This is a genomic window from Jannaschia pagri (assembly GCF_019655435.1).
Lineage (GTDB): Bacteria > Pseudomonadota > Alphaproteobacteria > Rhodobacterales > Rhodobacteraceae > Jannaschia > Jannaschia pagri.
In genome coordinates this window covers 563,906-578,647 of record NZ_BPFH01000002.1, presented here as the reverse complement: position 1 = coordinate 578,647, position 14,742 = coordinate 563,906, and the positions used below count along the sequence as shown (strand labels likewise).

Here is a 14,742-nt window from a genome sequence, read left to right as displayed (position 1 = left end):
TCTTGGGTCAAGACATAGGAAGGGCTGCATCAAGGAACAGGCCCAAGTTGGGCCATAGGGTCAGGCGCTGGCAGCGGTCTTGATCGGTGCCGGGGAGGCTTTGGCCGTCCGGGTCCAGCACATGACGTGGGTCTCGGTGCGGGTGGCTTCGATGGTGCGGTCGATCCAGGTCTTGCGGGCCATTGGGTGTCTCCGTGTCTCGGTTAACCCTGGTATCGACGGCCAGGCGGGCGAGGACACGGCAAGACGAGGGCCATTCAGCGAAGCCTTCGCGGCGCCCCTGCATCGGAAATGCGGCTGGTTTGGGGCGCGCTGACTGGTGCGACGCGGGGCGTGTTGGGGTTCTCAGTGTTGGATCAGGCGCCAAGCGGTCTGCCACCGGCGGTCGCGGATCAAAGGCGGATGGCCGCGATCAGCCGTCCGTAGTCCGCCTCGCCCGCGTGGGTCGTGCGGCGGTAGGAGTAGAAGCGCGCTGGGTCTGAATAGGTGCAATGCCCCGTCCATTCCGCCTGGACACCGGCCCCGCGCAACCGCCGCAGCCCGTAGCCGATCAGGTCGAACTGATACCGTCCGTTGGCGCCCTGGGCGAAATGGTCCCGCGCCTCGGGGTCCTTGGCCATGAAGGTATCCAGAAACTCAGGCCCCACTTCATAGGCGCGCTGGCTGATGGAGGGCCCGATGGCCGCGCGAATCTGGCTCCGGTCGGCGCCGCGGGCTTCCATTTCGTCCACCGTTGCCTCCAACACGCCACCCAGGGCGCCCTTCCAGCCTGCGTGGGCGGCACCGATCACACGGTTGACGGGGTCGTGGAACAGGACGGGCTGACAATCTGCGGTCAAGATCGTCAGGACCTCTCCGGGCTGAGCCGAGACCATGGCATCCGCTTGGGGACGTGGGTCGGGCAGGGGACCATCCACCGCGATTGCCGTGGCCGAATGCACCTGATGGACGGCGCGCAGCGGGCCGCCCATGGCCTCGGCCACGCGGGCCCGGTTGGTTGCCACGGCTTCCGCCTGGTCGGAGGACCCCACACCGCAATTCAGGCCTGCGAAAATCCCAGAGGAGGCCCCCCCTTTACGGGTAAAGAACCCATGGGCCACGTCACCCAGCATGTTGGAGCGGAGGATTTCCAGCGTCATCGGTCTTTGGCGTCCTGGGCTGTCTCGGGGGCATAGAGGCCGGGCGGCATGGCGGCCCCTGGGGGCATCAGAGCCATGACTTTGAACAGGTCACCCATCTCGGCAGGGTGGGTCAAGCGCCGATGGGCCGCCACGTGCGACTCAAGCGCTGCTCCGGTTAAGGAACGGGCCAGCGCCTGGGCGCGCGCCGTGATGCCGAGACGTTCCAGGAAGACGCCCTGTCGGGTCAGCTCCGAGGGGTTGGCCGCTGCCTGGGCCACGGCCTCGAAATCCACATGGGCGGTCAAATCTGCTTGTCCGGGATTGGCCAGGGGATCCTCCGGCTGGTGCGCGCGCAGGGCTTGCAGCGTGTCGCCCTGGGACCGCCAGTGGCCGTAGTCGATCAGCAATGCGGCCCCACCGCGCGCCACCCGCGCGCTCAACGTGGAGATCACCGGGGGCAGGCCGGGGCACCGTTCCACGAGGGTGCCATCGGCGACCGAATGGGTGTCCAGTTCCGGCACCGGCATCGCGGGCCCGAGGGCAAAGGCCAGTGCGTCGTCTTGCACCGTCACCAGACGCTCGCGCCAGCTTGCCACGTCGCGAACATGCTGCCGGATGGGCAGGGCGTCCAGAAACTCATTGGCGACGGCGAAGGTCGGGAGGTCAGGCAGGGTTCCCACCGTATCGTGCCATTGCGGAGCATAGTCCGCCAAGGTTTTGGCCTGGACTGCGCGCAGGGTTGGCGACGCCTCCACCAGATGGATCTGGGCGGCGGCGTGAAAGCCGGGGACGCCCCGCGTGGCGCGCAACATGTCGGCCATACAGGTGCCGCGCCCGGGTCCCAGTTCCACCAGGGCAAAGGGGGCGGGGCTACCTTGTGTCATCCAGGTTTGCGCCAAGCACAGGCCCAGCAGTTCACCAAACATCTGGCTGATCTCGGGTGCCGTGGTGAAGTCGCCCGAGGCCCCAAGGGGATCGCGTGTGGCGTAATACCCGAACGTGGGGTGCAACAGGCATTCGGCCATGTAGTCCGCCACCGTCAGGGGGCCTGTGGTGGCGATCCGCTGTTTGATCTGCGCGCGGAGAGTCACGCCCGGGCCTTGGGCCGGGGCCGGACCAGAACGGCCAGCACCACCAGGCCGCCCACGACCACCATTGGCAGGGACAGGATCTGTCCCATGGTCAGCCCCCAGTCACCGCCTAGGCGCACCACGTGTCCCCAGGGGTTATCTGGTGTGATGTACTGAGCATCCGCTTGGCGCACGCCCTCGACAAAGGTGCGCGCCAGGCCGTAGCCCGCGACAAACAGGCCAAAGATCAAACCGGGTCGCTTTAGCCCGCCGCGCAGCGCGACCACCCAGAGAAGCACCAGCAGAACAGCCCCCTCAAGCACCGCTTCATAGAGCTGACTGGGGTGGCGGGCGCAGAATTCACCCACATTGGTGCAAGCCTGGGCGGCGGCCCCAGGAAAGATGACGCCCCAGGGGAGGTCCGTCGGACGGCCCCAGAGTTCCGCGTTGATGAAGTTTGCCACACGCCCAAGGCCCAGCCCCAGGGGCGCCACCAGCCCGGCGATGTCCAGAATGGACGGCACCGAAATACCGTGGCGCTTGGCGTAGAGGCCGACGGCGATGGCTGTGCCCAGGGCGCCCCCGTGGAACGCCATGCCACCCTGCCAAACGGCGAGGATCTCGCCCGGGTTCTCCAGGTAGTACCCCGGCTGATAGAAGAGGACGTAGCCCAAGCGCCCGCCTAGGACGATACCCAGGACAACCCAGGTCATAACATCTTCTATCTGGGCGCGGGTCATGGGGCTTTTGTTGCCGGGCCAGAGCGTCACCCGGGAAATCGCCCAGCGTCCCATGAGCCAACCGCCGATGATCCCCGCGATATACGCGAGGGCGTACCAGCGCAGGGTAAAGACAAAGACACCCAAGTCGATGCTGAAGATATCGGGTGAGATATCGGGAAAGGGAATTGCGAACACCATGGCGTTGCTTTGCCCCGCCACCCGGGGTCGGTCAACCTTGTCGCTGCGCCCGGAACGGCCCATATGAGGACCAGCCACCCAGGAGACATCGCATGCAGACCCGAAACCGTATCATGGACGACCTCAGCCAGTTGATGACCAACGCCATGGGCGTGGCCCAGGGGGCTCGGACCGAGGCGGAGACGGCGATGAAATCCATGCTGGATCGCTGGATGGCAGACCGTGATTTCGTCACGCGCGAGGAGTTCGATGCCGTCCGTGCCATGGCTCAGAAAGCCCGGGAAGAGAATGAGACGCTCAAGGCCCGCATCGAGGCGCTGGAGGCGAAGTAAACGCCGCGCCCGCTCGATCGGGGCGCGACGACCTATGATTGGGGCGCTGGAAAACTTTTCCAGAAAAGTTTTCGCACCCGGCTGACCCCATAGGACGTTGACCGGCTGGCGGTGTCAGCCCGCCACCATCTCAAGCAGCCGGTCCACCTCTGCATCCGTCTTTGTGAAATCACAGACCAGACGGCACAGCGGACGCTCCGCGTCATCTAGGATATAATACTGGGCCTCCGCTTGCGCGCGCGCGTGGGCTGCGCGGTCCAAGCGGGCGAAGATCATGTTTGCTTGCGGCGTCCACACCAGATCGGCGCCAATGTTGCGTAACCCCGAGGCCAAACGTTGGCCAGCGCGGTTTGCCGCCGCGGCGTTTCGCAGCCAGAGATCGTCCTCCAAATAGGCGCGCATCTGGACCGACAGATACCGGTGTTTGGACCACAGCTGCGCAGCGCGTTTGCGGCGCAGCTCCAACTCCCAGCCCCGCGCCGGGTCGCGCAGCACGACGGCTTCGACCGCCATACACCCGTTTTTGGTGCCGCCGAAGCTGACCATGTTGAAGCCGCGGACCATGTCCGCCGCAGAGCACTCCAAAGCCGCGCAGGCATTGGCGAACCGGGCGCCGTCCAAGTGGCACGGGAGCCCCGCCTCGTGGGCGAGCGTGGTGAGCGCATCCAATTCGGCAAGGGAATAGAGCGTCCCCGCTTCGGTGACATTCGTCAGGCTCAGCGCACCCCGCTGCACCCCATGGACGCCCTTTTTGCCCACGGGGGCCATGGCGGCGGCCAGGGTGTCCGGCGTCATTTTACCGTCCTGTCCCTCGACAAGGGTCAGCTTTGCGCCGCCTGTGTAGAACTCGGGCGCGCCGCATTCGTCTTCCTCGATATGGGAAATGCGATGGGCGAAGATAGTCTGCCAAGGCTGCACCATGCCAGCGAGTGCCAGCGCATTGGCGCCTGTGCCGGTGGCCACCAGCAGGACCTCTGCTTCGGGCCAGTGAAACAGCGCGCGCAACCGGTCGCGCACGTCGTCCATCCAGGGGTCCGCACCGTAAGGCATGGCCGCGCCGGTGTTCGCCTCGACCATGGCTTGCATGATCGGCGCGGCGACCGGCCCGGTGTTGTCTGAGGCAAAGTTCAGGTTCAGGGGCTGGTCCATGGCTGTCACGCGCCTCCGGTGGGTTCCTCGATCAGGAAATCCTCCCAATCCTCCTCCCGCACGTCGGTTTCCGACACGGTTTCATCCATCAGGGACGCGCCCGCGGTGTGGGGCGACATGGGGTCGCCGGTCAGCAGCGGGTGCCAGTGGGGCAGCGGGCGCCCCTCGTAGAGGCGGCGATAGGCGCAGGTGTCGGGGAAGAAGTAGACTACCTCGGGCAGGGTTGTCGGTGTCAGGACGATGCACTCGGGGACGAACTCCAACCGGCGGGTGTAATTGGCGCAGCGGCAGGTGGAATCGTCGAAGAGGCGGCAGGCGATGCGGGTCAGGGCGACGGCGCCCGTCTCTTCGTCCTCCAGCTTGTTGAGGCAGCATTTGCCGCAGCCGTCGCACAGCGCCTCCCACTCCTTCCGGTTGAGCGTGTCCAGGGGGCGGTCCCAAAAGCGGTCGCGGAGTCCCGTGCGGTCGATGGGATCCTCAGCCATCGAGCGCGGCCAGGATCCGGCGCGCCTCGGCGCTGTCGGCATCCATTTGCAGAATCAGGGGGTCGAGGCCGTCGAAGGTCATCTCAGGCCGCAGGAAGTCCACCAAGGCCACGGAGAGCGTGGCGCCGTACAGATCCCCTGAGAAATCGAAGAGGAACGTCTCTAGGTTCGGGGTGTTTTCGCCAAACATGGGCCGCACACCCAGGGAGGCGACCCCGTGATAGGTGCCCGCGTGGGGGCCATCGGTCACGTCCACCAGCACCGCATAGACCCCAAGACGGGGCAGGTGCAGGCCGTCGAGCGCCATATTGGCGGTGGGGTAGCCGAGCGTCCGGCCCCGCTTTTCGCCGTGAATCACCGGCCCCTCGATCCGATGCCAATGCCCGAGCATCTTGGCGGCATCGCGGGGGCGCCCCTCGGTCAGGGCGCGCCGGATGGCGGTCGAGGAGACGGGCGTCGCCCCGCCCATCAGCGGCGCGACCGAGACGTCGAAGCCCAGCGCGGCCCCCCCTTCGCGGAGCGTATCGACCGTGCCCGCGCGCCCTTTGCCAAAGCAGAAGTCGGCGCCCACGACCACATGGCGGAGGCCCAGACCCTTGGCCAAGACCTCCTCCATGAAGGCATCGGGCGACAGGGGGGCGATGTCTGGGAACGGCAGGTCGAACAGCACCTCGACCCCCAGCTTGTCCAACCGGTTGGCCCGGGCAACTGGGGACATCAGGCGGAACGGCGGGGCGTTGGGCGCAAACACTTCGCGCGGGTGCGGGGTGAACGTAACGATGCCCAGGGGGCCACGGCCTCGGGCCATGTCCATCACGTGTTGGTGGCCCAGGTGGACCCCGTCGAAATTGCCAATGGCGGCCGACGCCTGGCGCGCATCGGCGGGTATCCTGTGGTGATCTCGGAAAATCCGCATGGCGCCGGGCTAACGCGCCCGGTTCAGCCACGCAAGCGTCCCGTCAGTGCAGCGGGACGCTGGCAAGTGTCTCAGTCGAACTTGCGCGACGGAGCTAGGACGACGGCTTCGCCCTTCAGGACCTTCTTGCCGTCGATTTCGCAGTGGGTTTCCATGGTCACGCGGCGCTTGGCAATGTCCATGTCCGTCACGGTCACCACGGCCTGCACCATGTCGCCCGGACGCACGGGCGCCAGGAACTTGAGCGTTTGACCCAGGTAAACGGTGCCATGGCCCGGCAGCTGCTCACCAATCACCGCCGAGATCAATCCGGCGGTCAGCATCCCATGGGCAATGCGGCCCTCAAAGATGGTGTCCTGGGCGTAATCGTCGTCCAGGTGCACCGGATTGTGGTCCGTCGAAACCTCGGCAAACATCTCAATGTCGCGGTCCGTCACGATTTTTCGCAGGGAGCGGCTCATGCCGATCTCGATATCTTCGATGCAGATCGTGCCGCGGGGCATGTTGTCGAGCATGGTCCTGACCTCCGACGCTGGGATGACTGGCAGATAGCCTAGTTGCTGCGTTGCGGCAAGTCTGCGCGTAACAAAAATACGCGGTACGCGACCAAAGTGCGATAATGTTACCGCAGAGAGCCGATCACATAGGTGGGGACGATCCCAGTTTCCGCCACATAGGCGTCTAATTTGGCTGGATCTGGGCTGCCTAGGGGCGGTGTTCCGGTTTCCCGTGCCCCCAGTCCGCCAGAGATGAACAACAAATCCAGGTCTTCGCCCATGGCACCAGCCGCATCCGTCGCGGGGCCGTCACCGATGGCGAGGATTCGCTCCCCCACGTTGGGGTCAATGGCGGCCAGGCGCCGACGGGCCAAGTCGTAGATGGGGGGGTGGGGCTTGCCGAAGTAGAGGCTCTCGCCCCCCATCTCGGTGTAGAGCTGCGCCAAGGCCCCGGCACACCATTCCCGGACACCGCCCCGATCCACGACGATGTCGGGGTTGGCGCAGAGCAGCTTCAGGCCCTTGGTTTTCGCGGCCAAGAACTCGGGTCGAAGAGCGGATGGGTCCGCCTGCGGGTCGAACGGGCCGGTGCAAACGATCCCCTCTGCTTCGTCTAGGGGAACGGTAGTGATGGCCAAAGGGTCGTCCAGGATGGCGGGCGGCGTGAAAAAGCCGCCATCGCCTTCGCCCCGGTAGCCGATATGCCAGACCTTTTGGCCGACGATTCCCCGATACATGGCCAGACGGGCCGAATCCCCCGAAGTGGCGATGTCATCATAGGCGTCGGGGGCGACGCCGAAGTCCTTCAGTTGGTCGGCAACGCCTGCACGTGGGCGCGGAGAGTTCGTGACCAGGATAACCCGTCCCCCCGCAGCACGATAGGCGGCGAGGGCTTCGTTGGCGCCAGGATAGACGCGCACGCCGTCGTGGACGCAGCCCCAGAGATCGACGAAAAGGGCGTCGTAGGCGGCGGAAATGTCCGCCAGGGCATCAATGATCTGCATCGGATGAAAACCTTTCGGGGCGCGGGATGGCTTAGGCGTTACCTACACACTGCTGGCCCCAGGTCCAGCCAGCGCCGCGCCCGTCGGACGGCATCGCGCCGCCTTCCACCATAAAACGGGGGCGGCCCATGGCAGACAGCCGCCCCCAGAGGCTGGGCGCCCTGACCCAGCCGACCAGTCGTCGCGCGACCGGTCAGAGCCCGTACATCGACAGCCCTTGGGCTTCGGACAGGCTCAGATAAGGAATGCGCGGGGCACCAAAGCCCGCCCCATGGGTCAAATGGGGAAACAGCCGCGCCATGTCCGAGAGGACTACGCGGGTCAGGCTGTTGGTGATGGTCCGGGCCGGATGATAGGTCTCGACCGCCATGCCCGAGACCAGGACCGCTTCCTGGCCGGAGCAGGCGATCCCGTAGACGGCGACTTCGCCCGGGGGCTGCACCGCGACCACGTTCATCCCGTCTTCGAAAGCGGCGAGCGGGGCGAAGGCCTGCCGCGCGCCCACGAGGGGTTTGCAGCGGTCGCTGTCGATCAGGATCTGGGCGTGCGCGCCCAGCAAGGTGTCCGCCTTCGGTCCCTGGCCCCCAAAGGCACGGGCCGCGACCCGGTAAAACAGCGGGCGCCTGTCCGAAATGCTTGGATAGCTGCGCGCTCCGATCCAATCGATTTGCGTCGACCCGCCCCCGGCGGTCATCACGCGGTCCCCTGGAATAAGGTCTTCAACGGCAATCGGGCCCCGTGGGCTCTGCAGCATGGCGCCGCGGGCCAAACAGGACACAACGCCCTCGATTTCGGGAGTGTCCGGCAGGCGCCGCGTATCCCAAATCGCTGAGCCACGGTCATTGATCCAAGCCAGGTCGTAGGCCGCTGTTTCCCGTTGGGGGGTGCCGAAACGGCCTTCGTGGGTTTCGACCATTGGGTCGAGAGCGGACCGGAAAGAGGCAGAGGGCAGACGCTGATACGCGGTCATGTCGCAGATGTCCTGGCAGTTGCGGCCCCCACCGCTAGCTCGAATATCGCGCGTCTGATGCAATCCGATCAACGTCTCTGAACGAAACAATCGGTTTCTGGGCAGTATTAGCGGGTTGCGGAAAACGCGCCGAACCGTCCGGGTCCGATCAATCGGCCAGATCTCCAAGCACGTCGATCATGTCCAGATCGGGGTCGAAACGCCCCTGGCGAAGGAATGTCAGCACCTGACCGACCACGAGGGGGCTGTTCATCAGAAAGGTATGGGTCAAGGGCAGTGTCAGGTGGGCGTCCATCCCGTCCACCCGGGTCGACGCGACGGAGACCTTGCCGTCGTCGGGACCCGGTAGCAGCCGCGAATAGACCGGATTGAGGCTGCGATCCCCGGCTATGATGCCAACGCCGGGCCAGACGGGTCCCAACCGGCTGGGCAACCCGTCCGTCCCAAGCTGCGCGCCCGCTGGGCCGTTGATCCAGTCGAACGGGGCGAGGCCAGCTAGGGTGTTCACCAGTTCAGACCCTTGGTTTGGCGGTGCCAGCATCACAGTCCGACCTAGGCGCGCCAGGAGGTCGGGCGGCGGCGCGTTGGCCATCCACTGCCGCATGAGGATGCCGCCCATGGAGTGCGTCACCACGTGGATCTTAGGTGCATCCACAGGGCACGCCGCGATGGCCTCTGGCACGGCGGTTGCGGCCAGCGTCTCGATCGGTGCAGCGGTGCTGTCGTAGTCGCTGTTGACAGTGGCATAGCCTTCGGCGGCCAGGGCCTCCTCCATCACAAGAAACGAAACCTCTGTCCGTGCCAAACCATGGAGCAGCACCACACAGTCAGCTGGGGGTGCAGCGGCTGCAAACGTCGCCTTGGCGATCAATACAATGGGAAGGATCCAACGCATATCGCACCCTATCGTGCCTGGCCGGTGAGGCCCATCCAGGACATCGCGTCAGGATCGTGGCGCGTCCAACGGCTTGCGCCTGGATGGCCAGGGAAGCGTCGCCAGCGCGATCCCCGCGAGGACGAGCACCGCTGCGGCCAGGCTCCGGGCGGAGGGGACCTCCGCCAAGATCGCGGCGCCCGCCGCGATGGCGATCACCGGCACCGACAGTTGGGCAAGGCCAGCGGTCGCGCTGCCCATGCTGGGCAGAACGCGGAACAGCATCGCATAGCCCAGGCCAGAGGCGATGGCGCCGGACACTATGGCCATGGCAAAGCCGAAGGGCGTGATGGCCGCCCCGATCCAGATGGGCAGGGCAAGGGTGAAGAGCCCGGCAGCCAACAGAAAGTTGCTGGCGGTCCCCGCAAGGGGGCGCGGCTCAAACCGCCCGGCGAGTGTATAGAAGGCCCAGCCGAGCCCGGCGACGATCATCAGAGCCGCATCAATGGGGTCGATTGTGACTGCCGCCCCAGGCCAAAGTAGCCATGCGAGACCGCCCAACGCCACGCCCATACCGGCGACCTGTTTGACGGACGTGCCCTCTCCCCGCGCCAGTCCGATTGCAAAGAGGCCCAGTTGCACCGTGGCAAACAGGATGAGCGCGCCGACCCCGGCGTCCAGCGTTCGATACGCCAGGCTGAACCCGATGAGGTAGGTCACGAGGGCCAGGGCGGCTCCCCAACGGCGGGGGCCCGTCCATGTCATGCCCCTCCGCGCGGCCAGGATGGCCAGGACCAAGGCGCCCGCGCCCACACGGATCGCGGCGAAGGCCAATGGGTCCATGCCGTCCAACACGCCTGCCCGGGTCAAAAGGGAATTGGCGGCGAGGAAACACATGGCGAGGGCGGAGAGGGCTATCAAACGCATGGCGACTGACTGACGGGGCCGCGCGCCCTTGTCGAGGTGCCATCCGCCCCGTCCGCGCAACTGTGATCGCAGTATCAGGGAGCAGGTGCCGCGCGTGTGCCGCGCCGGGCAGGGGGCGGTGCGCCCGGCCCGGTGGTTCCTAAGCCGGTGTCTTCGTCTGTTGCGCGGCCGCGTGGCCGAGGTGTGTGACTGCGTAGACCCCGGGTCTGACCCGCTCAAACCAGCCGTAGTGGTTGTCGCGCATGATTTGGGTGGCCCGTGTCACGCCCGTGGCATCGCGGGCGTGGGATCCTTTGCAGGCCCCATGTTCCGCCAGATGCTGCGCAAGGGCGAGGGCGTCTTGCCGGTAAGCCGTCATCAACCCATCCCGGGTCGCACCCCCCTGTGCCGGGTCGCCCCGTCGCGCCGCAAATTCACGCAGCAACCGCTCCTTCGGTTTGCGCAGCAGGCGGGGCTGAAACGGACCGGGGTCACAGTGAACGGTCACGGCGCCGGTGTCGGGGCGCACAGTGAGAACCCCCAGTCCCAAACGACGGGCCAGTTTCAGGTTAGCCTTCAGCGCCGCATAGGCCCGCCGTCCCTGTCCATCGGGGACCGCCAGATAGACATGGGGCGTGACAGCCTGCCGGTCGATACCCTGGTGGATGAGCGTGAGCGAGAAGCCCGTCTTCAACTCGACGATCACGGGCGGGTCGTCGCCCCGACAGGCAACCACATCGGCTGCCCCGATTTCGCCCTTCACCTCGTAGCCTTGGTTCACAAGAAAGGCCTTGATGGGCGGATAGAGATCGGTTTCGCGCATGGTCTGCAGACTACGGCGCCGCATGGCCCGCGCAAGGGGCGCCGTTGCTGCAATGCAGCATTGCCGGGGGTGCGCTCCTCGGGCAGGTGACATTCCCGGGTCGGCGCGCTATGGCCGCCGCGACCTTATTGCAGAATGGACGACCCCCATGACGACGCTTGTTTTTGGCCACAAATCCCCTGACACCGATTCCACCGGCAGCCCCATCGCCTGGGCGTGGTACCTGTCGGAGGTCGTGGGCACACCGGCCAAGCCGGTCCTGCTGGGCACGGCGAACACCGAAGCCGCTTTTATGGTGGAGCGCTGGGGGCTCGACATGCCCGAGATCGTGGCCGACGTCACCGACGGCCAGGCCTGCGTGGTCGTGGACACCAACAATCCTGCCGAACTGCCCGACAATATCGCCAACGCCGACGTCCAGCAGATCATCGACCACCACAAGCTGACCGGTGGTCTGGAAACCAAAGGCCCGATCGACATCACGATCCGTCCGCTGGCCTGCACCGCGACGATCATGGCCGATATGATGGGCCAGAGCCTGTCGGCGGCACCCGATGGCATCAAGGGCGCCATGCTGACCTGCATCCTGTCCGATACGTTGGAGTTCCGCTCCCCCACCACGACGGACCACGACCGGGCCGTGGCGGAGCGCCTCGCCGAGGACCTGGGCGTGTCCATCCCGGAGCTGGCCGAGGCCATGTTTGCCGCCAAATCCGACGTCTCGGCCTTCTCCGAAGCGGAGTTGCTGCGGATGGATTCCAAGGAATACGCCGTGGAGGGCACCGCCTTCCGCGTGTCGGTCCTGGAGACGACCTCGCCCGCGACCGTCCTCGACCGTAAGGCCGCGCTGATGGAGGCGATGCCGACTGTCGCGTCCGAAGATGGCGTGGCCCAGGTCCTGCTGTTCGTTGTCGACATCCTGAACGAAGAGGCCACGCTGTTGGTCCCCAACGATCTGGTGAAGACGGTCGCTGAGAAGAGCTTTGGCGCCGAGGTCTCCGGCGATGACGTTGTCCTGCCGGGTATCGTGAGCCGTAAGAAGCAGATCATCCCCGCGCTCAAACTGTGATGGTGGCGCGGGGCCATGTGCCCCGCCGTCCCCTTCCGGCCCGTCGTCCCTTGACCCAGGGGCGCGGCCCAGTCTTGACTGAGGTATGGATCTCGACCTGCCCAGCCGCATTGCCGTCCTCGCCGACATTCATGGAAACGCGGACGCGTTGCGGGCGGTTCTGTCTGATATCGACAGCCACGGGGCTGGCTTGATTGTGAACCTCGGGGACCAGTTCTCTGGTCCCTTGGCGGCGCGGGAGACGGCTGCAATCTTGCGGTCCACCGGTGGTGTCTGTCTGCGAGGCAACCATGACCGGTGGCTGGTGGAGCAAGCGCCCGAGGAGATGGGCGCATCGGATCGCGCGGCTTACGATCAACTGACCCCGGACGATTTGGAGTGGCTGCGCGCGCTGCCGAGCAATTGCGAGATGGGCGGCGAAATCTTCGCGTGCCATGCTACCCCCGGCGACGACCTGACGTATTGGATGCACCGTGTCGAAGGGGATGGCACCGTCGGGCCCCGGTCTTTGGCTGAGGTAGATGCCTTGGCCGGTGCCGAGCGCGCGCCACTGCTGCTGTGTGGTCACTCGCACCTGGCCGGAGAGGTGATCCTGTCCGACGGGCGCCGCATCCTTAACCCTGGTAGCGTCGGGCTGCCCGCCTACGACGATGACGTGCCGGTGTATCATGTGATGGAAGCGGGAGCTCCGGATGCGCGCTACATGATCCTAGATCGAACCGAGTTTGGGTGGGACGTGACCTGGCGGGTGGTCCCCTATGACGCCAGTCGGATGATCGCGATGGCCCAGGACCAGGGCCGCCTGGATTGGGCCCATGCCTTGGCGACGGGGTACATGCCTGACCGACCGTGATGACCCTTGGGTCAGGCCTCTTGGGCGAGGCGGGTTTCCAAGACGTCGAACGGCACGCCCGGAATGTCTTTGGCCCCCCGGATGACCAGGGATGTCTTGACGCTGGCCACATTGTCCGCGGCAGTGAGGTCGCCTGTCAGGAACGACTGGAACGTCGACAGATCGGGCGCCACGCACTTCAGGATAAAGTCGATCTCACCGTTCAACATGTGACACTCCCGGACGAGGGACCAGGCCCGGCAGCGGTCCTCAAAGGCCGAAAGATCGACCTCAGCCTGGCGGTGGAGCGAGACCATGGCGAAGACTTGCACTTCAAATCCCAAGGCCCGCGCATCCACGTCGGCGTGATAGCCTTGGATATATCCCGCCTCTTCCAGGGCACGCACGCGCCGCAGGCAGGGGGGCGCGCTGATGCCGACCCGGCGGGCCAATTCGACATTGGTCATACGCCCGTCCGCTTGCAATTCCGCAAGGATTTGTCGGTCGATGGGGTCGAGCTTGGTGGTGGGCATGGGCGTTCCGCAGCGCAATGAGACGTGCGGGTTGTTTCACACGGGCGCAGGGTAGGCGCAAGATTATTTCGCGCAATATCTTTTCAATTGCGCAAAAACTGTCAGGAAAACGTGACAGGCTGCTGAATCGAACGGGGGGTTTTCACGGGCGGGTCACAGGTCCTATATGCAGCGTCCAGGCAAGAGGTGGCCCCCATGTCAGATACACAGCATTCGAAGGTTCTTATCATCGGCTCCGGTCCGGCGGGCTATACGGCGGCGGTCTATGCCAGCCGTGCCATGCTGGAGCCGGTCTTGATTCAGGGCATCCAGCCGGGTGGGCAATTGACCATCACCACTGAGGTCGAGAATTGGCCCGGCGACACCGAAGTTCAGGGGCCCGACCTGATGGTGCGCATGGAAGAGCACGCCCGCGCCGTCGGAACGGAAATCATCGGCGATCATATCGCATCCCTGGACCTGTCGCAGCGCCCGTTCACGGCGACGTCGGACAGTGGCAAGACCTACACCGCCGATGCGCTGATCCTGGCGACGGGGGCGCAGGCCAAATGGCTTGGGCTTCCCTCAGAGGAACATTTCAAGGGGTTCGGGGTGTCGGCCTGTGCGACCTGTGACGGGTTCTTTTACCGGGGTAAGGACGTGGCGGTGGTCGGCGGCGGCAACACGGCCGTGGAAGAGGCGCTGTTCCTGACGAATTTCGCGAGCAAGGTCACCCTGATCCATCGTCGCGACAGCCTGCGCGCGGAAAAGATCCTCCAGGACCGGCTGTTTAAGAACCCCAAGGTCGAGGTGATCTGGGATCACGAGGTCGATGAGGTCCTGGGCGCGGACACGCCCCGGGGCGTCGAGGGTCTGCGGCTCAAGCATCGCGAAACGGGTGAGACGCGGGAAATTGCCGTCCACGGGTTCTTTGTGGCGATCGGCCATGCGCCCGCCTCGGGATTGGTTGCCGATTGGCTGGAGCTGCACAACGGCGGGTATGTGAAGACCGCCCCCGATTCGACGGCCACCTCCATCCCAGGTGTTTTCGCGGCCGGCGACCTGACCGACCACATCTATCGCCAGGCTGTCACCAGCGCGGGCATGGGCTGCATGGCGGCGCTGGAAGCGGAGCGGTTCTTGGCTGAGCACGGACAGGATGGTGGGCCGGAGCAGGACCAGACTGCACCGCTGGGCTATGGTGCGCCGGTGGACGAGCCCGCCGAATAGGGTCTTCCATCCGCCGTCTTGTCGGAGTCTTT

The 14,742-nt window shown here is 65.6% G+C and carries 18 protein-coding genes; 4 read left to right on the top strand and 14 right to left on the bottom strand.

Annotated elements, in window-relative coordinates; translation table 11 throughout:
* Positions 1-60 precede the first annotated feature (60 nt).
* From K5R33_RS19030 to lgt, 4 genes are all read right to left on the bottom strand, one after another.
* Positions 61-183: a hypothetical protein gene (locus K5R33_RS19030; protein ID WP_255576221.1), complete on the bottom strand. Its 123-nt coding sequence runs from the start codon at positions 181-183 to the stop codon at positions 61-63.
* 209 nt (positions 184-392) lie between these two features.
* Positions 393-1,139 carry a peptidoglycan editing factor PgeF gene (gene pgeF, locus K5R33_RS07805; protein ID WP_220748435.1) on the bottom strand — a complete coding sequence of 249 codons (747 nt, stop codon included), beginning with the start codon at positions 1,137-1,139 and terminating at the stop codon, positions 393-395.
* Entirely contained in the window at positions 1,136-2,212 is a 1,077-nt protein-coding gene (locus tag K5R33_RS07800; RefSeq protein WP_255576220.1) for a class I SAM-dependent methyltransferase, read from the bottom strand. Before K5R33_RS07800 ends, pgeF begins: the two co-directional genes overlap by 4 nt.
* Positions 2,209-3,111, bottom strand: a complete 903-nt coding sequence (gene lgt, locus K5R33_RS07795; RefSeq protein ID WP_220748434.1) for a prolipoprotein diacylglyceryl transferase — start codon at positions 3,109-3,111, stop codon at positions 2,209-2,211. The genes K5R33_RS07800 and lgt overlap by 4 nt, the downstream gene beginning before the upstream one ends.
* Before the next feature lie 92 nt (positions 3,112-3,203).
* Between lgt and K5R33_RS07790 the strand changes: the two genes are divergently transcribed.
* Positions 3,204-3,443 (top strand): accessory factor UbiK family protein, encoded by a 240-nt coding sequence (locus K5R33_RS07790; RefSeq protein ID WP_220748433.1) that lies wholly within the window; start codon positions 3,204-3,206, stop codon positions 3,441-3,443.
* A gap of 114 nt (positions 3,444-3,557) precedes the next feature.
* Here K5R33_RS07790 and K5R33_RS07785 read toward each other — a convergent pair whose 3' ends face one another.
* From K5R33_RS07785 to K5R33_RS07745, 9 genes are all read right to left on the bottom strand, one after another.
* Positions 3,558-4,592 (bottom strand): threonine aldolase family protein, encoded by a 1,035-nt coding sequence (locus K5R33_RS07785; RefSeq protein WP_308442979.1) that lies wholly within the window; start codon positions 4,590-4,592, stop codon positions 3,558-3,560.
* 5 nt (positions 4,593-4,597) lie between these two features.
* Entirely contained in the window at positions 4,598-5,077 is a 480-nt protein-coding gene (locus K5R33_RS07780) for a YcgN family cysteine cluster protein (RefSeq protein WP_220748432.1), read from the bottom strand.
* Positions 5,070-5,993: a bifunctional riboflavin kinase/FAD synthetase gene (locus K5R33_RS07775; protein WP_220748431.1), complete on the bottom strand. Its 924-nt coding sequence runs from the start codon at positions 5,991-5,993 to the stop codon at positions 5,070-5,072. The genes K5R33_RS07780 and K5R33_RS07775 overlap by 8 nt, the downstream gene beginning before the upstream one ends.
* A 71-nt stretch (positions 5,994-6,064) precedes the next feature.
* Positions 6,065-6,508: a MaoC family dehydratase gene (locus K5R33_RS07770; protein WP_220748430.1), complete on the bottom strand. Its 444-nt coding sequence runs from the start codon at positions 6,506-6,508 to the stop codon at positions 6,065-6,067.
* Positions 6,509-6,615: 107 nt separating this feature from the next.
* Positions 6,616-7,494 carry an HAD family hydrolase gene (locus K5R33_RS07765; RefSeq protein WP_220748429.1) on the bottom strand — a complete coding sequence of 293 codons (879 nt, stop codon included), beginning with the start codon at positions 7,492-7,494 and terminating at the stop codon, positions 6,616-6,618.
* A 193-nt stretch (positions 7,495-7,687) separates the two neighbouring features.
* On the bottom strand, positions 7,688-8,464 hold the full coding sequence (locus K5R33_RS07760; protein ID WP_220748428.1) for a Hint domain-containing protein: 777 nt from the start codon (positions 8,462-8,464) through the stop codon (positions 7,688-7,690).
* A gap of 148 nt (positions 8,465-8,612) precedes the next feature.
* Entirely contained in the window at positions 8,613-9,359 is a 747-nt protein-coding gene (locus K5R33_RS07755; RefSeq protein WP_220748427.1) for an esterase/lipase family protein, read from the bottom strand.
* A gap of 48 nt (positions 9,360-9,407) precedes the next feature.
* The gene (locus K5R33_RS07750) at positions 9,408-10,265 is read right to left on the bottom strand and encodes a DMT family transporter (RefSeq protein WP_220748426.1); all 858 of its coding nucleotides are present in this window, start codon (positions 10,263-10,265) and stop codon (positions 9,408-9,410) included.
* Between the two features lie 139 nt (positions 10,266-10,404).
* Positions 10,405-11,067, bottom strand: a complete 663-nt coding sequence (locus K5R33_RS07745; protein ID WP_220748425.1) for a DUF2161 domain-containing phosphodiesterase — start codon at positions 11,065-11,067, stop codon at positions 10,405-10,407.
* A gap of 148 nt (positions 11,068-11,215) precedes the next feature.
* Here K5R33_RS07745 and K5R33_RS07740 point away from each other — a divergent pair, with 148 nt between their 5' ends.
* Together K5R33_RS07740 and K5R33_RS07735 are read left to right on the top strand one after the other, a co-directional pair.
* On the top strand, positions 11,216-12,136 hold the full coding sequence (locus K5R33_RS07740; RefSeq protein WP_220748424.1) for a manganese-dependent inorganic pyrophosphatase: 921 nt from the start codon (positions 11,216-11,218) through the stop codon (positions 12,134-12,136).
* An 85-nt stretch (positions 12,137-12,221) separates the two neighbouring features.
* On the top strand, positions 12,222-12,989 hold the full coding sequence (locus tag K5R33_RS07735; RefSeq protein WP_220748423.1) for a metallophosphoesterase family protein: 768 nt from the start codon (positions 12,222-12,224) through the stop codon (positions 12,987-12,989).
* 11 nt (positions 12,990-13,000) lie between these two features.
* On the opposite strand, the gene K5R33_RS07730 is transcribed toward K5R33_RS07735, so the two are convergent.
* Positions 13,001-13,501 (bottom strand): Lrp/AsnC family transcriptional regulator, encoded by a 501-nt coding sequence (locus K5R33_RS07730; protein WP_220748422.1) that lies wholly within the window; start codon positions 13,499-13,501, stop codon positions 13,001-13,003.
* Between the two features lie 195 nt (positions 13,502-13,696).
* Between K5R33_RS07730 and trxB the strand changes: the two genes are divergently transcribed.
* Positions 13,697-14,710, top strand: coding sequence for a thioredoxin-disulfide reductase (gene trxB, locus K5R33_RS07725; protein WP_220748421.1), 1,014 nt, complete (start codon positions 13,697-13,699; stop codon positions 14,708-14,710).
* Positions 14,711-14,742 lie beyond the last annotated feature (32 nt).